This window comes from Rhizobium sp. YTUHZ045 (assembly GCF_051124255.1).
In the GTDB taxonomy this organism is placed as follows: Bacteria; Pseudomonadota; Alphaproteobacteria; order Rhizobiales; family Rhizobiaceae; genus Rhizobium.
In genome coordinates, this window is record NZ_CP101432.1 from 4,318,553 (window position 1) to 4,337,098 (window position 18,546).

19 protein-coding genes are annotated in these 18,546 nt (G+C 62.4%); 2 read left to right on the forward strand and 17 right to left on the reverse strand.

The window, feature by feature from the left end; translation table 11 throughout:
* Positions 1 to 26: 26 nt before the first annotated feature.
* From phnE (NMA58_RS21090) to phnG, 11 genes are all read right to left on the reverse strand, one after another.
* The gene (gene phnE, locus NMA58_RS21090; protein WP_434711809.1) at positions 27 to 1,370 is read right to left on the reverse strand and encodes a phosphonate ABC transporter, permease protein PhnE; all 1,344 of its coding nucleotides are present in this window, start codon (positions 1,368 to 1,370) and stop codon (positions 27 to 29) included.
* Between the two features lie 7 nt (positions 1,371 to 1,377).
* Positions 1,378 to 2,337 carry a phosphonate ABC transporter, permease protein PhnE gene (gene phnE, locus NMA58_RS21095; protein ID WP_434711810.1) on the reverse strand — a complete coding sequence of 320 codons (960 nt, stop codon included), beginning with the start codon at positions 2,335 to 2,337 and terminating at the stop codon, positions 1,378 to 1,380.
* A 65-nt stretch (positions 2,338 to 2,402) separates the two neighbouring features.
* Positions 2,403 to 3,308 carry a phosphonate ABC transporter substrate-binding protein gene (gene phnD / locus NMA58_RS21100; RefSeq protein ID WP_085776549.1) on the reverse strand — a complete coding sequence of 302 codons (906 nt, stop codon included), beginning with the start codon at positions 3,306 to 3,308 and terminating at the stop codon, positions 2,403 to 2,405.
* 88 nt (positions 3,309 to 3,396) lie between these two features.
* Positions 3,397 to 4,242: a phosphonate ABC transporter ATP-binding protein gene (gene phnC, locus NMA58_RS21105; RefSeq protein ID WP_434713460.1), complete on the reverse strand. Its 846-nt coding sequence runs from the start codon at positions 4,240 to 4,242 to the stop codon at positions 3,397 to 3,399.
* A gap of 118 nt (positions 4,243 to 4,360) precedes the next feature.
* Positions 4,361 to 4,978 carry a DapH/DapD/GlmU-related protein gene (locus NMA58_RS21110; protein WP_430958107.1) on the reverse strand — a complete coding sequence of 206 codons (618 nt, stop codon included), beginning with the start codon at positions 4,976 to 4,978 and terminating at the stop codon, positions 4,361 to 4,363.
* Positions 4,975 to 5,682: a phosphonate C-P lyase system protein PhnL gene (gene phnL, locus NMA58_RS21115; RefSeq protein WP_085776552.1), complete on the reverse strand. Its 708-nt coding sequence runs from the start codon at positions 5,680 to 5,682 to the stop codon at positions 4,975 to 4,977. Before phnL ends, NMA58_RS21110 begins: the two co-directional genes overlap by 4 nt.
* A gap of 24 nt (positions 5,683 to 5,706) precedes the next feature.
* Complete coding sequence (gene phnK, locus NMA58_RS21120; protein WP_430958108.1) at positions 5,707 to 6,483, reverse strand: phosphonate C-P lyase system protein PhnK; 777 nt, start codon at positions 6,481 to 6,483, stop codon at positions 5,707 to 5,709.
* Entirely contained in the window at positions 6,480 to 7,355 is an 876-nt protein-coding gene (locus NMA58_RS21125; RefSeq protein WP_434711811.1) for an alpha-D-ribose 1-methylphosphonate 5-phosphate C-P-lyase PhnJ, read from the reverse strand. Before NMA58_RS21125 ends, phnK begins: the two co-directional genes overlap by 4 nt.
* Entirely contained in the window at positions 7,352 to 8,458 is a 1,107-nt protein-coding gene (locus NMA58_RS21130; RefSeq protein ID WP_434711812.1) for a carbon-phosphorus lyase complex subunit PhnI, read from the reverse strand. Before NMA58_RS21130 ends, NMA58_RS21125 begins: the two co-directional genes overlap by 4 nt.
* A 4-nt stretch (positions 8,459 to 8,462) precedes the next feature.
* On the reverse strand, positions 8,463 to 9,071 hold the full coding sequence (gene phnH, locus NMA58_RS21135; RefSeq protein ID WP_434711813.1) for a phosphonate C-P lyase system protein PhnH: 609 nt from the start codon (positions 9,069 to 9,071) through the stop codon (positions 8,463 to 8,465).
* The gene (phnG, locus tag NMA58_RS21140) at positions 9,071 to 9,547 is read right to left on the reverse strand and encodes a phosphonate C-P lyase system protein PhnG (RefSeq protein WP_434711814.1); all 477 of its coding nucleotides are present in this window, start codon (positions 9,545 to 9,547) and stop codon (positions 9,071 to 9,073) included. Before phnG ends, phnH begins: the two co-directional genes overlap by 1 nt.
* A 108-nt stretch (positions 9,548 to 9,655) precedes the next feature.
* Between phnG and phnF the strand changes: the two genes are divergently transcribed.
* Positions 9,656 to 10,393 carry a phosphonate metabolism transcriptional regulator PhnF gene (phnF, locus tag NMA58_RS21145; RefSeq protein ID WP_434711815.1) on the forward strand — a complete coding sequence of 246 codons (738 nt, stop codon included), beginning with the start codon at positions 9,656 to 9,658 and terminating at the stop codon, positions 10,391 to 10,393.
* A 55-nt stretch (positions 10,394 to 10,448) separates the two neighbouring features.
* Here phnF and NMA58_RS21150 read toward each other — a convergent pair whose 3' ends face one another.
* The 6 genes from NMA58_RS21150 to mepA form a co-directional block, all read right to left on the reverse strand.
* Positions 10,449 to 11,084 carry a 2,3-bisphosphoglycerate-dependent phosphoglycerate mutase gene (locus tag NMA58_RS21150; RefSeq protein ID WP_183705438.1) on the reverse strand — a complete coding sequence of 212 codons (636 nt, stop codon included), beginning with the start codon at positions 11,082 to 11,084 and terminating at the stop codon, positions 10,449 to 10,451.
* A gap of 21 nt (positions 11,085 to 11,105) precedes the next feature.
* Positions 11,106 to 11,930, reverse strand: a complete 825-nt coding sequence (dapB, locus tag NMA58_RS21155) for a 4-hydroxy-tetrahydrodipicolinate reductase (protein ID WP_430958115.1) — start codon at positions 11,928 to 11,930, stop codon at positions 11,106 to 11,108.
* Positions 11,931 to 11,945: 15 nt separating this feature from the next.
* Positions 11,946 to 13,733 (reverse strand): ABC transporter ATP-binding protein, encoded by a 1,788-nt coding sequence (locus NMA58_RS21160; RefSeq protein ID WP_183705435.1) that lies wholly within the window; start codon positions 13,731 to 13,733, stop codon positions 11,946 to 11,948.
* 123 nt (positions 13,734 to 13,856) lie between these two features.
* Positions 13,857 to 14,882 carry a glucokinase gene (locus tag NMA58_RS21165; RefSeq protein WP_434711816.1) on the reverse strand — a complete coding sequence of 342 codons (1,026 nt, stop codon included), beginning with the start codon at positions 14,880 to 14,882 and terminating at the stop codon, positions 13,857 to 13,859.
* Between the two features lie 17 nt (positions 14,883 to 14,899).
* A complete protein-coding gene (locus NMA58_RS21170; RefSeq protein WP_085776563.1) occupies positions 14,900 to 15,280 on the reverse strand; it encodes a methylglyoxal synthase in 381 nt (126 codons plus the stop codon).
* Positions 15,281 to 15,366: 86 nt separating this feature from the next.
* Positions 15,367 to 16,440: a penicillin-insensitive murein endopeptidase gene (gene mepA, locus NMA58_RS21175; protein WP_434711817.1), complete on the reverse strand. Its 1,074-nt coding sequence runs from the start codon at positions 16,438 to 16,440 to the stop codon at positions 15,367 to 15,369.
* A 253-nt stretch (positions 16,441 to 16,693) separates the two neighbouring features.
* Between mepA and NMA58_RS21180 the strand changes: the two genes are divergently transcribed.
* The gene (locus tag NMA58_RS21180) at positions 16,694 to 18,526 is read left to right on the forward strand and encodes an extracellular solute-binding protein (protein WP_434711818.1); all 1,833 of its coding nucleotides are present in this window, start codon (positions 16,694 to 16,696) and stop codon (positions 18,524 to 18,526) included.
* Positions 18,527 to 18,546: the final 20 nt, after the last annotated feature.

Sequence of the window (18,546 nt, forward strand, 5' to 3'; positions counted from 1 at the left end):
GGCCGCCACCGGCCTTCATCGAGTGCTCAGTGCGAATTCGTGCCCATCAGCCGATGGCGCAGCGCGTTCGAAGCCGCGTCGAACAGGAAGACGACGATCAGGATCAGAATGACCATATAGGCGACGTTTTCCCAGTTGGCGTTGGTGCGCATTGCCTCCCAGAGTTTGAGGCCGATGCCGCCTGCGCCGACAGCGCCGATGATCGTGGCGCCGCGCACGTTCGATTCCCACTGGTAGAGCGTCTGGCTGACGATGACGGGGACGATCTGCGGCATGATGCCGTAACGATGGACGAGCACGGTCTGGGCGCCAGTCGATTTGATGCCTTCCCGCGGCTTGTTGTCGATGTTCTCGAGCCCCTCGGAATAAAGCTTGCCGAGCGTGCCGGTCTCGGTGAGGAAGATCGCGCCGCTGCCGGCAAGCGGCCCTGGGCCGAAGGCGCGTGTCAGGAAAAGCGCCCAGATCAGCATGTCGACAGAGCGCAGGAAATCGAAGAAGCGCTTGAGAATCTGGTTCAAGAGGCGGTTCGGAGTGATGTTGCGTGCCGCCAGGAAGGCGAGCGGGAAGGCGGCAAGCGCGCCGAGCAGCGTTCCGAGAAAGGCCATGACGATCGTCTGGAAAAGCTTGGTCCAGACGTCGCCGTGCTGCCATTCGCTGTTGTTCCAGATGTCATCGAAAGCGAGCGACAGGTTGGACTGGTCGGGCTTGATGCGCGGGCCGGAGACAATGAGGCCAAGGACGTCGCCGACCGGCTTGTCGAAGAATGACGATTGCGTGTCGAAGAGGAAATTCGCCCAGCCGAGGAAACGCTTGCGAACTTTCACGCGATCAACGGAAATGCTGACGTCGCCGGCAAAGCCGAGATCAGCGAGCACGTTGTCGTCATAGACCGTCATCCAGCTCGGCACCGGGCCGACCACCTGGGGCGCGCCGCTCGAAACGTTGACCGGGACGCTGACGCCGTGCGCGGTCACGATCGTTTCGCTCTTCGAAACGGTGATGCTGCGGCTGGTGCCGCTGACGGAAACGGTGATGCTGCCATCGGGATTGTTGACCACCCAGTCCGGATGCGGATTGTCGCCGAGCGGCGAGAAGCGGGGATAACGCACCTCGATCGAGCCGTCGTCCTGGATGCGGAAGTCCGGCTGCACATCATAACTCACCCATTGGCTGAGATAGATGCCGACGCGCTCCCAGTGAGCTTCGGCAAGAAGCTTGGGCAGGTCAAAGAACCAGACGGCGTAGAGGCCGTAGAGGAGGGTCGCAATGAGGATCATCAGCCCGCCGAAACGCTGGCGGAACGACCGGTGGAAATATTCCGGATAGCGCGCTTCAATCTCTTGCATGCGGTTTGCGTCGATCACCGTCATGGCGGCCTCAATGTTGCAGAAGGAAGGCGTGTTCGCCGACGAGACGGCGGCGCAGCCAGGCGGAGAACTGGTCGACGGCGATGATCGTCACGAACAACAGGAGTACGAGGGCAACGGTCTTTGCGCCGAAGCCGCGCGAGATCGAAAGCTTTAGCTCTTCGCCGATGCCGCCGCCGCCGACGGCGCCGATGATGGTCGAGGCGCGCACGTTGATCTCCAGGCGCAGCAGCGCATAGGAGGTGAAATTCGGCAGCACTTGCGGCAGGACGGCGAAGCGCACCCGCTCCCACCAGTTGGCGCCAACGGCCTTCATCCCCTCATGCGGCTTCATGTCGATGTTTTCGGCAACCTCGTAGAAGAGTTTGCCGAGCGCGCCGATCGTGTGCAGGGTGATGGCGATGATGGCGGCGACCGGCCCGATCGACAGGATCGCCGAAAATAGGCCGGCGATGACGATTTCCGGGAAGGCGCGCAGGAATTCCATCAGCCGCTTGGTGAAGACGCGCAGCGGCCACGAACTCGTCAGGTTGCGCGCCGCAAAGAAGCTCAAGGGCACGGCAAAGACGAAGGCGATGATAGTCGAGATCAGCGCCACGTTGATCGTGATGATCATCAGCTCGAAATATTCCGGGATGTAGAAGTCTCCCGAGATATAGACGCGGCCTTTGATGAAGTTGAATTCCTCGCCGCCCTTGTCGTTGACGCTCGCTATGTCGAAGATCGCGCGCCAGACGTCGTTCCAATCCTTGGGGATGAGCCAGCTCAGGAAGTCGAATAGGTGCGGCAGGCGTTCGAAGAAATGGCCGGCATTGCTCTCATCGGCAAAGCGGACGGAGCTCACGAAAGCCGCGATAAGGATAACCAGGCCGAGCACGGTGTAGAAGCGGCGCTTGGCGACCATCCGGTCCCAGGCGGTGCCGATCTCCTGCGTGCTCTGCATGTGCGGCTGTGTGTCGGCAATGGTCATGGACGCTCCGCGCGATAACAAACAAAGGGCGGCCGTTGTCAGCCGCCCCCGTATTCAAAAGGCGATCAGCCGCCGATGGCCGCCTTGCGAACTTCGACGACGGCCTTGTAGAAGTCGTGCTTGACGGGAGCGTAGCCCTTGTAGTCGCCGCCTTCGACAGCCGAGAAACACTTGTGATCCTTTTCCGGCAGGGCCGTGAAGAAGGCTGCGAGCTTCGTCTGCCACTCCTGGCCGAGAGCGTTGCGCACGACCAGCGGGCCGTTCGGGATCAGCGGCGAACGCCAGACTTCAACGAGCTTGTTCGGATCGACGGCGCCCTTGTCGACTTCCTTGCGGAACGTGCCGGAAGTGTAGCCATCCTTGAAGTCGCCGATGCCCGACGAGTCGTCGACGGCGACATCGACCTTGCCGTCATAGGCGGCAAGCAGGTTGTTTTCATGACCGCCGTTGAACTGGGTCGAGGCAAAGAACTTGTCGTTCGGCATGCCGGTGTCCTTCGGGATCTGCGTCAGCGGCACGAGGTAACCGGAGGTGGAGTCCGGATCGGCGTAGCCGAGCTTCTTGCCCTTGGCGTCCTTGATGGTCTTGATGCCGGAGGACTTCAGTGCGAGGCCGATCGAGTAATAACCCGTTGAACCGTCTTTCTGCTGCGTCGTCAGGATCGGCGTAACAGCCTTCGGATCCTTCAGGTAGACGGAGGCGTAACCGGAAGCGCCGAGTTCGGCGAAGTCGAGCGTGCCGCCGAGCAGGCCCTGGATAACGCCGTCATAGTCGGCGGCCGGGAAGAGCGAGACCTTCTCGAAGCCGAATTCCTGCTTCAGGTGGTCGGCGAGGCAGGCATAGTTGCGCAGGCGGTCAGTTTCATTTTCGCCGCCAAGGATGCCGATGCGGAATTCCTTGAGGTCTGCGGCATTGGCGGCGCCGGCGAGCGCAAACAGCGCCGTTGCCGCAAAGAGTGCTTTCTTCAACATGCGTTCTCTCCTATCGACCGGTGTCTCCGGCCTTCCCGTTACGAAGAAGTGTGCCCTTAACGCGGGCGTTCGATCGCGGCCGCCTCTGTCAGAGACCAGCCAACGCCAGCGGCTGGACGCCGGCGGATTGATTGTTGGCGCCCTCGGGAGCGATATTGATGGAGGTCGAGGTCATCGTTTCGTCGATGCCGGCGCCGTCCTTGTCCGTGCCGTAGATTTCCTTCACTGCTTCGGCCGTCAGCTCCGAGGGCTTGCCGTCGAAGACGACGCGGCCGCTGGCCATGCCGACGATGCGCTCACAATAGTTGCGGGCGGTGTCGAGCGTATGCAGATTGGTGATGACGGTGATGCCCTCACGCTCGTTGATGTCGCGCAACGCATCCATGACGATCTTGGCGTTCAGCGGATCGAGCGAGGCGATCGGTTCGTCGGCGAGCACCATCTTCGGGTTCTGCATCAGCGCGCGGGCGATCGCCACGCGCTGCTGCTGGCCGCCGGAAAGCGTACCGGCCGGCTGCAGCGCCGTCTGCTCGATGCCGAGGCGTTCGAGTGCCGCGATCGCATGCACGCGCTCCTCGCGGGTGAAGATGTTGAGGAGGCTCAGAAGCGTCGGACGGTGATTGAGGCGGCCGAGCATGACATTGGTCAGGACATCGAGGCGCGGCACCAGGTTGAACTGCTGGAAGATCATCGCACAGTCGCGCTGCCAGTTGCGCAATGCCTGGCCGCGAAGCCCGGAGACCTCGACGCCGGCGAAATGAATGGAGCCGGAGCTCGGCTCCTGCAGGCGGTTGATCATGCGCAGCAGCGTCGACTTGCCGGCGCCGGAGCGGCCGATGATGCCGACCATCTGACCCTGGGGAATGGTGAGGGTCACGGCATCGACGGCGAGCTTTTTTCCGAAACGACGGGTGACATCCTTCAGCTCGAACATCATGCTGGTCCCTTGCACTTCAGGCCTTGGTCAGCACCGCATTAGTCCCGCTTGATGAACCTCAAATGTCAGATTTGTGTAAGAAGTGTCACAAATCTCCGCGCTGCGGAGGCGGTGTCTAGCCCTCGTGGCGGACCAGAAAATCTTCCGCGCTTAAGTTGCGGAAATCTTGCAAAGCCAGGCGCAACCGGTCGTGTTGCCAATCCCACCAGGAAAGTCTGTCCATGCGTTCGCCGATCTCTTTCGGGAAACGTTCGCGGATGAGCTTGGCCGGCACACCGCCGACGATCGTGTATGGCGCAACGTCCTTCGATACGACGGCGCCGGCACCGATGACGGCGCCGTTGCCGACTTTGACGCCGGGCAAGATGGTCGCACCATGGCCGATCCAAACGTCGTGGCCGATCGTCACCCGGTTTGCGCGCCGCCAGGCGAAGAAGTCCGTCTCCATGTCGGCGTCGGGCCAGTAGTCGGCGGCGCGATAGGTGAAATGATGCAGGGTCGCGCGCCAGGTCGGATGGTTGGTGGCGTTGATGCGCACGGCGGCGGCGATATTGACGAACTTGCCGATCGTCGCGCACCAGACGGCCCCGTCCTGCATGATGTAGGAATAGTCGCCGAAGGTGGCTTCGCTAATGCGGCAGCGTTCTGAGACCTCGGTGTAGCGCCCGAAGATAGAGTCGCTGACATCAGCCGTTTCGTGGATATAGGGCTCGGTACCCAACTGGCGGCTCATGCGGCGATCTTCCGAGGAGAGAACTGCTGGACGTCGAGGATGCGGTCGGCGACGGCCTCGCGCACTTCCTCGTCGTGGAAGATGCCGAGAAGGGCGACGCCCGCCTTCTTCTTCTCCGCGATCATGCCGACGACAACGGCGCGGTTTTTCGCATCGAGCGAGGCTGTGGGTTCATCGAGGAGCAGGATCGTATGCTCGGTGATGAAGCCTCGGGCGATGTTGACGCGCTGCTGCTCGCCACCGGAGAAGGTGGCGGGCGGCAGCTGCCACAGCGCTTCCGGCAAGTTGAGCCTGGCGAGCAGGGCGCCTGCCTTTTCCCGTGCAACGACGACATCTTCGCCGCGCGCCACGAGCGGCTCGGCCACCACGTCGATTGTCGCCACGCGCGGCACAGTGCGCAGGAATTGGCTGACATAGCCGAGCGTATTGCGGCGAACGGTGAGCACGGTGCGTGGATCGGCGGAGGCGAGATCGACGATCCGCCCGTGGTGGCGAATGAGTATCTGACCGGTGTCGACGGCATAATTGCCGTAGATCATCTTGAGCAGCGAGCTCTTGCCGATGCCCGAGGGGCCGCCGAGCACGACGCATTCACCCGCAGATACCGAGAAGGCGACATCCGAGACGACAGGCAGCCTGATGCCGTCGCGCAGGTGCATGGTGAAGCTCTTCGAGACTTCGGAGACGACGAGGGGCGTTGGCATGATTTGGGTTTCCTGGTTTCTAACTCAGACCTGCAGGATCGAGGAGACGAGCAACTGCGTGTAAGGCTCTCTGGGATCGTCGAGCACGCGGTCGGTAAGACCCTGTTCGATGACGTAGCCGTCCTTCATCACCATCATGCGGTGCGAGAGCAGGCGAGCGACGGCGAGATCGTGGGTGACGACGATGGCCGAGAGGCCGAGATCGTTGACGAGGCCGCGCACGAGATCGAGCAGGCGCGCCTGCACCGATACGTCGAGGCCGCCTGTGGGTTCATCCATGAAGACCAGGCGCGGACCGGTGACGAGATTGCGGGCGATCTGCAGCCGCTGGCGCATGCCGCCGGAAAAGGCGCGCGGCTGGTCGTCGATGCGGTCAGCGTCGATCTCGACGCGTTCGAGCCAGTCGATGGCGGTAGAGCGGATCTTGCCGTAGTGCCGGTCGCCGATCGCCATCAGCCGTTCACCGACATTGGCACCCGCCGATACGGTCATGCGCAATCCATCGGCCGGGTTCTGGTGCACGAAACCCCAGTCCGTGCGCATCAGGAATCGGCGCTCCGCCTCGTTCATGCGGTAGAGGTCGCGGTAGTTGCCATCGCGCATGTGGTATTCGACGCTGCCGGTCGTCGGCATCAACCGGGTGGAGATGCAGTTGAGCAGCGTCGTCTTGCCGGAGCCGGATTCGCCGACGATGGCCAGCACTTCGCCGGGCCAGAGCTCGAAGGAGACGTTCCGGCAGCCGATGCGTTTGCCGTAGAACTTCGAGAGGTCGTTGACCTTGAGAAGCGGTATATCGGTCATTCGGCAGCCTCCCGGGCCAGCATTTCGCCGGCATGCCCCTGGGCGCGGCGGTCTTCGCAATGGTCGGTATCGGAGCAGACGAACATGCGCCCGCCCTTGTCGTCGAGAATGACCTCGTCGAGGTAGACGTCCTCTGCGCCGCAGAGCGCGCAGGGCCTGTCGAAGCGCTGGATCTCGAAGGGATGGTCTTCGAAATCCAGACTGACGACATCGGTATAGGGCGGCACGGCATAGATGCGTTTCTCGCGGCCGGCGCCGAAAAGCTGCAGCGCTTCCGACCTGTGCATCTTCGGATTATCGAATTTCGGCGTCGGCGAGGGATCCATCACGTAGCGGCCATGCACCTTGACCGGATAGGCATAGGTCGTGGCGATGCGGCCGTTGCGGGCAATATCCTCATAGAGCTTCACATGCATGAGTCCGTATTCCTCGAGCGCATGCATCTTGCGCGTCTCGGTCTCGCGCGGCTCAAGGAAGCGCAGCGGTTCGGGGATCGGCACCTGATAGACGAGCACCTGGCCGGGCCCGAGTTTTTCCTCCGGGATGCGGTGGCGTGTCTGGATGATCGTCGCCTCGCTGGTGTGCGTCGTCACCGCGACATTTGCGACCTTTTGGAAGAAGGCGCGGATGGAGACAGCGTTGGTCGTGTCGTCGGCGCCCTGGTCTATGACCTTCAGCACGTCATCAGGGCCGATGATCGAGGCCGTTACCTGCACGCCGCCGGTGCCCCAGCCATAGGGCATCGGCATTTCTCTACTGGCAAACGGCACCTGGTAGCCGGGAATGGCGATTGCCTTCAGGATGGCGCGGCGGATCATCCGCTTGGTCTGTTCATCGAGATAGGCGAAGTTGTAGCTGGCGAGATCGCTCATTCGGCGGCTTCCTTCATCTCTTCGCCGCTGTTGCGGGCGGCTTCGAATTCGTGACGCATGCGGCGGACGAGATCGAGTTCGGCCTGGAAATCCACATAATGCGGCAGCTTCAGGTGCTCGACGAAACCCGTTGCCTGAACGTTGTCGGAGTGGGAAATGACGAATTCCTCGTCCTGTGCCGGCGCGGTGATATCCTCGCCGAGCTCTTCTGCCCGCAGCGCCCGATCGACCAGCGACATTGCCATCGCCTTGCGTTCGCTCTGGCCGAAGACCAGGCCGTAGCCGCGGGTGAATTGCGGGGGTGCCTTCGCCGAGCCCTTAAACTGGTTGACCATCTGGCACTCGGTGATCAGGATCGTGCCGAGCGAGACCGCGAAACCGAGCTCAGGCACGTCGAATTCCACCTCGACTTCGCCGATGCGGATCTCCCCGGTGAAAGGATGGTTGCGGCCGTAGCCGCGCTGGGTTGAATAACCGAGCGCCAGCAGGAAGCCCTCGTCGCCGCGGGCAAGCGCCTGCAGGCGCAGGTCCCGGGTCATCGGGAATTCCATCGGCTCGCGGGTCAGGTCGCCGATCTCGTGATCCTCGGGCATGTCGCCGTCCGCCTCGATCAAGCCTTCCTCGCCGAGGATTTCGGAGACGCGCATGACGCGGCCGGTCTCGGCCGGACGCTGGGCCGGCGCCTCGACCGCTTCGTCCTCAAGCAGGGAGGGATCGAGCAGCCGGTGGGTATAGTCGAAGGTGGGGCCGAGCAGCTGGCCGCCCGGCAGATCCTTGTAGGTCGCCGAGATACGGCGTTCGATCGCCATGCCAGCCGTGTCGAGCGGTCTGGAATAACCGAAGCGCGGCAGCGTCGTGCGGTAAGCGCGCAGCAGGAAGATCGCCTCGATCATGTCGCCGCGCGATTGACGGACGGCCAGCGCTGCGAGAGTCCGGTCGAAAAGCGAGGCCTCGGCCATGACGCGGTCGACGGCGAGGGCGAGTTGTTCGACGATCTGGTCGATGCCGATCGCTGGCAGCGACCGGTCACCGCGGCGACGGTCGGCGAGCAGACGGTGGGCATTGGCAATGGCGGCCTCGCCACCCTTGACGGCAACATACATGAGCTCAGATCTCCGTTGCTGTGATCTTGGTGGTGCGCGGCAGGCAGACGAAGCGCTTGCCCGATGTCAGCACGATGTCGATGCCGCGCGGAAAAAGCGCGCGGTTCTCGGCCCAGAGCCTGAGGAAGGTCTCCGGTAGGCCGACAGGCGCGATCTCCACGACGCTCTGGATCCCCGGACCCATCAGCACCAGCCTGCGTCCGCCGTCGAGTTCGGGAAGTTCGATGACAACAGTCGTCGAGCGGTCGGGATATTCCTGCGTGCCTGACGCAAACAGGCCGAAGGAGCAAAGCGCAGTGCCCGCCTCGATGAAGGCAAAGCGCGCATCCGCCTTTTCGGCGGTCAGCGGGGCGCCGGTGTGGAAGCCGAGCCAGTCCGGCACAGCGGATTTCGCTAGTCCCGAGGTAAGCCAGACTGATGTGTCATGGTCGCAAAGAGTGAGCGCGATCGTGCCGGCGGCAATACCGAGCGGCGCCGGCGGGTCGATCTCGGGCTCAACGGTCTGGATGGTGCCGGGGCGGGCCATGCCGTCCATCAGCATCTTGAAGACGCTCTGCGCATGGAAAACCGGATCGGTAAAGCCACCGGTAAAGACTTCTGTCGTCAGACCCATCAGTTGTCCCCCCGCACCATGGTGAAGAAGTCGACGCGGGTTGCCGCCGTCTCATCCGCCTTGCGACGTTCGGTGGTGGCGATCCTTTCCGCGATCGGCAAAAGCAGCGCCTGTTCGACGAAATCCCTGGTCGCCTCCTCCTGCCAGAGCGCGTCGAAGATCGCCGCAAGACGGGCCTTCTCCCGGTCGGTGCCGAGCGCCTGCGCATGACCGATGGAGCCGGACTCGAGCCGCACCGTTGAGCGTGTCATCGTCACCTCGCCGAGATTAAAGGGAGCTCCGCCGCCGCCGATGCGGCCGCGCACCATCACCAGTCCCGTCTCCGGTCCGCGCACCGGATAAGCCACGGGCTTTTGCGGCAACGCGTCCCAGGCCGCCTGGAGTTCGCTCCGTCCCGCATGCGCCAGCAGATCGGCGGCGCGTTTGCGCTCCAAGACCGTCTGTGACGCGGCGTTTGTCTTGTCCGCTGATATCATCGCTGCTTCCTCAAATGTCTATTGATATAGACAACCATACAAGCTATACCTAGCCTTAAATCGGTGTCGTGACAAGCGTGTGACATCGTGAGGCAAAGCAGAGGCGGAATGGCAGGACTGAAGCAGGTGCAGAGGCAGACGGGTGTGGCGCTGTGGCGTCAGATCGCCGATCGGATTCGCGAGGCGATCGGCAACGGCGCCTATGACGAAACCGGAATGGTGCCGCCGGAAACGGTGCTGGCGCTGCAATTCGGCGTCAACCGCCATACGGTTCGCAGTGCGCTGGCTGCGCTGGCGCAGGAGGGAATCGTGCGTGCTGTGCAAGGCCGCGGCACGCTGATCGAGCGCAAGGAGCGGCTGAATTTCCCGATCACCCGGCGCACGCGTTTCACCGCCGGCATCGGCGATCAGGCGCGCGAGATGCGCGGCCTTCTGCTCGATGAGACGCGGGAGGAGGCGAGCGCCGACGTTGCCCGTTGGCTGGGCCTGAAACAGGGTGAGCAAGTAATCCGGCTGGAAACATTGCGCCATGCCGACAGGCGGCCGGTTTCAAAGGCGACGAGCTGGTTTCCCGCCGAACGTTTCGCCGGGATCGGTGAGGCCTACCGCAAGCACGAATCGATCACCAAGGCTTTCGCCGAGCTCGGCCTCGGGGACTACGTCCGGGCGACGACCGAGATAACAGCCGCCCATGCTGCGACAGCCGACCTTGCAGATCTGGAACTCACTCCCGGCGCGATCCTGCTGATTGCCAAGGCAATGAACACCGATCTCGACGGCGTACCGGTGCAATATTCGATAAGCCGTTTCGCCGCCGACCGGGTACAGTTCACGATCGAGAACTGAGGCCAGGAATTGAGACAAGGTGCGCCGACCCGTTCGGTGGCACGCCTCACAGAATTCAGTGTGCGCCGGACATATCGCCCAGCACTTCCTTGGAGGCGACGGTGGAATCCGCGTTCAGCTTGTAGACCATGGGAACGCCGGTCGCGAGGTTGAGGGCGAGCACGCCTTCTTTGGTCAGCTTGTCGAGCACCATGACCAGCGAACGCAGCGAATTGCCGTGGGCAGCGACCAGCACCTTTTCGCCGCGGAGCACGCGCGGCAGGATCTCGGTGAGGTAGTAGGGCCAGACGCGGGCGCCGGTATCGCGCAGGCTTTCACCGCCGGGCGGCGGCACGTCGTAGGAGCGGCGCCAGATATGCACCTGTTCCTCGCCCCATTTGGCGCGCGCGTCATCCTTGTTGAGACCGGAGAGATCGCCGTAGTCGCGCTCGTTCAGCGCCTGGTCGCGGATGGTCTCGAGATCAGGCTGGCCGACCTTGTCGAGGATGAGCTTCAGCGTGTGCTGCGCGCGCACCAGCGCCGAGGTATAGGCGACGTCGAATTTGATCCCGTATTCGGCAAGCGCAGCGCCGCCGGCTTTGGCTTCCTGAATGCCGAGTTCCGTCAGATCCGGGTCCTTCCAGCCGGTGAAGAGATTCTTCAGGTTCCAGTCGCTCTGGCCGTGGCGAACGAGGACGAGGGTACCGCTCATGAATATGCCTCCGTAGTATCCTTATTGGGAAGAAAGCCCGAGCACGTCGAGCATGGAATAGAGACCCGGCTTCTTGTCGCGCGCCCAGAGCGCGGCTTTGATGGCGCCGCGCGCGAAGATAGAACGGTCGGCCGCGCTGTGCGACAGGGTGACGATTTCGCCTTCTCCGGCGAAAAGCACGGAATGCTCGCCTATGACCGAGCCGCCCCGCAGCGTCGCAAAACCGATCGTGCCCGCCTCGCGGGCGCCGGTATGGCCGTCGCGAACCCTGACCGATTTCGACGCAAGATCGATATTGCGGCCCTTGGCCGCGGCTTCACCGAAGAGAAGGGCGGTGCCGGATGGCGCGTCCACCTTGTGCTTGTGGTGCATTTCCAGGATTTCGATGTCCCAATCTGCGGGATCGAGCGCCCGCGCGGCCTGCTCTGCCAGCACGCTGAGCAGATTGACCCCGAGGCTCATATTGCCCGACTTGACGATGCGGGCATGGCGGGCCGCGGCGGCGATCTTCGCGTTGTCCTCGCTCGAGCAGCCCGTTGTACCGACAACATGAACGATGCGGGCCTGAGCGGCGAGACCGGAAAACTCCACCGTGGCGGCAGGCGCGGTGAAGTCGACTACGCCTTCGGCATGCAGGAAGGCCTGGAGCGGGTCGTCGCCGATGATGACGCCGGTCGGCCCGAGTCCGGCAATCTCACCGGCATCCTTGCCGACGAATGGGGAGCCGGCGCGCTCGATCGCGGCATGCAGCGTCACGCCTTCGATCGAATGAATGAGCCGGATCAGCGTCTGCCCCATGCGTCCAGCTGCGCCGACCACCACCAGTTTCATCGCAGCATCGCTCATGTCAGTCTCGCCATGTTAGTATGAATCCGAGGCCGAGGGCCTCTGCAGGTTGTTGAGGCGAGCGTAAAGACCGTCGCTGACCTTCGCAAGCGTCTCATGATTGCCCTCCTCGACGACCCGGCCCTGCTGCATGACGACGATCTTGTCGGCGCGCACCACGGTCGAAAGTCGATGGGCAATGACAACGACGGTGCGTCCGGTCATCGCCTCGTCGAGCGCCTTCTGCACGGCGGCCTCGGATTCGGTGTCGAGGGCGGAGGTCGCTTCGTCGAGCAGCAGGATCGGCGCGTTGCGCACCAAAGCGCGGGCGATCGAAAGCCGCTGGCGTTGGCCGCCCGAAAGCGTCACGCCGTTTTCGCCGACAGGGGTATCGTAGCCCTGTGGCTGCGCTGAGATGAAGTCATGCGCATAGGCCAGCCGGGCCGCCCCTTCCACCTCGGCATCGGTCGCTTCCGGCCGGCCGTAGCGGATATTGTCGCGGATCGTGCCCTCGAACAGGTAGGGCTGCTGTGAGACATAGGCGAGCTGGTGGCGCAGCGACTTCTTGGTGACATGGGCAATATCCTGCCCGTCGATCAGGATTTCGCCTTCGCGCGGATCGTAGAAACGCGGAATGAGGCTGATGACGGTGGATTTACCAGCTCCCGACGGGCCGACGAGCGCCGTGGTCGCCCCACCCTCGGCGACGAAGCTGACGCTGTTCAGCACGCTTTCATTGCCGTAGGCGAAGGACACATTGCGGAATTCGATTCTCGCCTGCGTCACCGTCAACGGCCGGGCATCCGGCAAGTCGCGCTGGCGCGGCTCCATGTCGAGCAATTCGTAGATCATCCGCGCATTGACGACGGCGCGTTCCATCTGCACCTGCAGGCGGGCAAGGCGGCGGGCGGGATCATAGGCAAGCAGCAGCGCCGTCACGAAGGAGAAGAAGGCGCCCGGGGCCACATTGTAATAGATCGAGCGATAGGCGGCATAGGCGAGCACGCTGGCGACGGCAAAGCCTGCGAAGCTCTCCGTCAGCGGCGAGGTTCGCTCGGAAAGCCGGGCAATCCGGTTCGCCCGGTTTTCGGCGGCCGTGATGAGCTTGTTGACCTTGTTCTCCAGTTCCTCTTCCATCGTAAAGGCTTTGACGATGGCAATACCTTGGATCGTCTCCTGCATGGCCCCCAGCACGTGGCTGTTCAGATGCACGGCCTCACGGGTCGCCGAGCGAAGACGTTTGGAAACATAACGCAGTGCATAGAGCAGCGGCGGCGCCATGACGAACACGGCGAGGCTGAGCAGCGGGTCCTGCAGGACCATCACGCCGATCAACGAAACGAAAGTCAGGAGGTCGCGCACCGTCGAGGTGATCGTCAGGTTGAGCACGTCACGGATGCCGCTGACGTTCTGGCTCACCTGCGCTGCGATGTGAGCCGAGCGTGCCTCGCTGAAAAAGCCCACGGAAAGCGTCATCAGATGCGCATAGAGGCGGCGCTGATAGCGGGCGACGATATTGTTGCCGACCTTGGAAAGCGCCACGGCCTGGCCATAGCTGGCAAAGCCGCGCAGCACGAAGGCGACGAAGATCGAAAGACAGATGATCCAGACGACATCGGCGCGGCGGTTGGCGAAGGCTTCGTCGATGATCGCCCGCATGATCCAGGCGGTGAATGCCGTCGAAAGCGCCACGACCACGAGGCAGGCGATCGCGAAGACATAACCCCAGAGATGGTCGCGGCCGTTTTCAGCGATGATGCGCTTCAGGATGCCGGTTACGGTATCGCTGCTGACGCTCTGCTTTCTGCTTTCCACGGCTTCCAAATATCAAGCTTCCTGTCCGAGACGGAGCGCGTCCTGAACGTGGCGCGCACTTTGGCCGGCTCTATAAAGAGTTGGGACTGGTTTGGCTAGACCGCGGCGCGGCCCGGAGGGACGTGCGCTGGCTCAGCGCCGCCACCGGCGGCCTTCGGTCGATACGCCGAAATTGCCCGGCATGCGCGCATAGGAGGAAAGCCCTGCGAGCGCCGCCAGCGGATGCGTCACCACATAAGTCGGGATGGTGCGAAGCAGCGCGCTATGCGGCGCCTTGTCCTCGAAAGCCTGGCGGAATTCCGGTTTCTTCAGCGCCGGGAGGATCTTTTGCGAGATGCCGCCGGAGAGGTAGACGCCGCCGCGCGCCATGAACACCATCGCCATGTCGCCCGCCACGCGGCCGAGATAGGTGGCAAACAGCGAAACGGTCTCGACGGCCGCCTTGTCGCTAACCGCCAGCGCGTGCGAGGTGATCTCGGCCGGATCCTTCATCGTCGGCTGGATGCCGTCGGCCATGCAGATGGCGTTGTAAAGATTGACGAGGCCGCGTCCGCAGAGGATCTGTTCGGCCGACACACGGCCTTCGATCGTCTCGACATGCGGAAAGATCTCATAATCGCGCTTGCTGCGCGGCCCGAGATCGATATGGCCGCCTTCGCCGGGAACCGGGATCCAAGTATGCTGGGCATGCACAAGCCCGCCGACGCCGAGGCCGGTACCGGGACCGAGCACAACGCGCGAGGCGACCATGTCGCCGGTGGCGCTGCCGATGCGTTCGCGGTTTTCATCCGATAGGGCGGCAATCGCCAGCGCCTGCGCCTCGAAATCGTTGACGACGAGCACATCCTCGATGCCGAGGCCCTCGATCATCGTCTTCGGCCGCACCACCCAGTCGCAATTGGTCAGGGGGATCTCATCGTCGTTGATCGGGCCGGCGACAGCGAGGATCGCCGAGCGCGGCTGCACCGCCGTCTTGTCGAGCACGCCCTTCTGGATCGCTTCGTCGATCGTGGCGAAATCCGCCGTGCGCACGTTCGGAAACTGTTTCGGCTCGGCATAGGCATCGCTGAGGATGGAGAAGCGGGCATTGGTGCCGCCGATATCGCCGATCAGGATCGGGAAGGGAAGCGGAGCAGTGCTGTGGTTGGGTTTGGGCATGGCCGGTTCCGTGCTGATCAGGCTTCGAGGGTGGGTAGGAGCTTTATAGCGGTCGCGAGGTTGAGCGCCATCGGAATGTCGTAGACGATGGCGAGCCGCATCAGCGCCTTCACGTCGACATCATGCGGCATCGGCGTCAGCGGGTCGACGAAGAAAATCAGCGCGTCGACTTCGCCGGTCGAGATCAGCGCGCCGATCTGCTGGTCGCCGCCGAGCGGCCCGCTTTTCAGCCTAATGACGTCGAGATCGGGAGCAGCATCGAGCACCCGACCGCCGGTGGTACCCGTCGCGACGATCTTCCAGTGTGAAAGAAGGTCCTGATTGGCGCGGGCGAAAGCCGCCATGTCGTCCTTCTTCTGGTCATGCGCGATCAGCGCAAGGCATTTGCTGCCGGCCATGAAGTGAATCTCCGCCCCAACAATTCAATCGATTTGATCGCTTTATACCAAGTGTTTGCGATTTAAAAGACAGCGCCTCTGCCCCTTCATTGGACCGCCGGCTTGTCGTTCGGTAACGGGCCGACATCCGGCAACCCCTCGTCGTCATCAGCCGGCGCGGCTGCCGGAACGGCGGCGAGCGCGCTTGCAGCGGAAGGCCCACCATAAGTGGCGGCTTGCATCGAAGCGACGGAAGCGGCATCGAGCACAGCGGCGCAGGCCTTCGGCAGGTCGGACACCATCATCTCACGCGGCGGCTTCGGCGGCTTGGCGCCGGGCTTGGGCGGTTTCGGTGGCGCCCAAGGCGCCGGTGTGAACCAATAGGCGAGCGACTTGTCGCAGCCGTCTCCGGCGGGCACCGGGGCTTGCGGCGTACATCCGGCAGCACCGAGCGGGCATTTGATGCGGATGTGGAAATGCGAGTCATGGCCGTATATCGGCCGGAGCTTACCAAGGTTGGTACGGTCGCCGGTCCAGGTGTCGCACATCTTCTTCTTGATCGCCGGATTGACGAAGATGCGCTCCACTTCGGGATAGCTCGCCGCCAGCATCAGGAGCCGCGCCCGCGATTCCGTCCATACCTTCGGGTTGACGGTGAGGAACTTGTCCTTCTGCAGCATGCTTGTGAAGGGCAGGTCCTCGCGCTCCTCAGCCGTCATGCGGCGCGCCGGCATCGGGGTGAACCAGATATCGGCATCGAGGCCGACCTGGTGCGAGGAATGGCCGTTGAGCATCGGCCCGCCGCGCGGCTGGGCGACATCGCCGACAAGGATGCCCGGCCAGCCGGCATATTTGACCGCATCCTGCGAGAACCGTTCCAGGAGCGCAATCATCGCCGGGTTGCCCCAGCGGCGATTGCGCGAAAGCCGCATCGCCTGCCAGGTCGGCCCGTCGGTCGGCAGCGCCACCGCGCCGGTCATGCAGCCCTTTGCATAAAAGCCGATCGGCTGCGCCGGCCCCTGCGTCGGCAGGCTGACGCCTGCGAACAGCGCCTTGGCGCTGCCTGGGCTTGGCGTCTTCTGCTCGGCGCCGACGTCGCCGGCCGCAAGGCCGGCACCGATCGCGCCGGCAATTGCCAGTTTGCCGAATGTCCTGAAAGCTTGAGCGAAGCCGAATGCCATGCTGTTCCCTTGAGCCGCTGCTGAAGTGATTTGCGTTCGAATCTATCGTGAAAAGCGATTTTGGTGAATCGATGATTTGGCGGACGAACGCAGCACGAGCCGGTGACGGATCGCCGCGGCGCCCAAGCACTGCGTTCCTGACGGGAACTGGCGGCTCAAAATTTCGCGAGCTGGTCAAAAACCAAACTCTCTCCTGTTTTTCGCCCCTATTTCTCGTATTGTCGAATCCATCAATATTCAGGGGAATGCGTGAATGGCGGCTTTGTGGTCGAAAATCGGTCTGTTTCTATCGCTTGCGGGTGCTCTCGTCCCGATCTCGGCTATGGCTGAGGATCAGCCGTTTCAGATCGGAAGCTCGGTCATCAGTGAGATGAAGTACAAGCCGGGCTTTGCGCATTTCGACTATATCAATCCGAACGCCCCGAAGGGCGGCGACCTTCGTCTCTCTACGACAGGGACGTTCGACACCTTCAATCCGCTATTGGAAAAGGGCGAAATCGCAACCGGCATTGCTCTGGTCTACGACACGCTGATGAAACCTGCCGAAGACGAACTGCTCGTGTCTTACGGGCTGCTCGCCGAAGGGCTGTCCTTTCCCGCCGACGTTTCGAGTGCGACCTTCCGGTTGCGCAAAGAGGCGAAATGGGCGGACGGGCAGCCGGTAACGCCGGAAGACGTTGTCTTCAGCTTCGACAAATCGAAGGAGCTCAATCCGCTCAACTTCAATTATTACCGCCATGTAGTGAAAGCGGAAAAGACCGGCGATCGTGATGTCACCTTCACCTTCGACGAGAAGAACAACCGCGAGCTTCCGAATATCCTCGGCCAGTTGGTGGTCGTGCCGAAACACTGGTGGGAAGCGCCGGGACCGGATGGTAAGCCGCGCGACATTTCCAAAACGACCTTGGAACCGGTCATGGGTTCGGGTCCCTACAAAATTGCCGATTTCTCGCCAGGTGCCAGCACACACTTCGAGCTTCGCGACGACTACTGGGGCAAGGACCTCAACGTCAACGTCGGTCAGAATAATTTCCGCAACATCATCTATACTTATTTCGGCGATCGGGATGTTGAGTTTGAAGCCTTCCGTGCGGGCAATGTGGATTATCGCCAGGACAATCAGGCAAGCCGGTGGGCGACGGCCTATGACTTTCCGGCCGTCAGGGATGGCCGTGTGAAGCGCGAGGAGCCGACGAACGCTTTGCGCGCAACGGGCATCATGCAGGCTTTTGTACCCAATATGCGGCGCGACCTCTTCAAGGACATCAAGGTGCGGGAGGCATTGAACTACGCCTTCGACTTTGAGGATCTCAACCGCAACCTTGCCTACAATGCCTTTGAGCGTATCGACAGCTATTTCTGGAACACCGAGCTTGCCTCCTCGGGCCTGCCGCAGGGACGTGAGCTGGAAATATTGCAAGGCTTGAAGGACAAGGTTCCTCCGGAGGTATTCACGACGCCCTACACCAATCCTGTTGCAGGCGATCCGCAGAAGCTTCGCGACAATCTGCGCAAGGCCGTCGCTCTTTTCAAGGAAGCCGGCTGGGAGCTCAAGGGCAATCGCATGGTCAACGTGAAGACCGGCCAGCCAATGAGTTTTGAAATCCTCCTGTCCAACCCTTCTTTCGAGCGGTCGGTTCTTCCCTATGCGAACAACCTGAAAAAGATTGGCGTCGATGCCCGTCTGCGCACGGTGGATGCCTCGCAATATACCAACCGCGTCAGGAGCTTCGATTACGACATGATCTGGGGGATTTGGGGCGAGACGATGAATCCCGGCAATGAACAGGCTGACTACTGGGGTTCCGAGGCTGCGAAACAGCCGGGCTCTCGCAACTATGCCGGCATTGCGGATCCGGCCGTCGATGCCCTGATCCGCATGGTGATTTTCGCGCCGAACCGCACCGAGCAGGTGGCGGCCATCAAGGCCATGGACCGCGTCTTGCTCGCCAATCATTATGTCGTGCCGCTGTTTTACTCCAGGACTTCCCGAATCGCCTATTGGAACACGATCACGCGGCCGGCCGAATTTCCGGCTTACGGTCTCGGCTTCCCCGATGCCTGGTGGTCGACCTCGGCAAAATGAGCGGGCTTGCAATGCTGGGG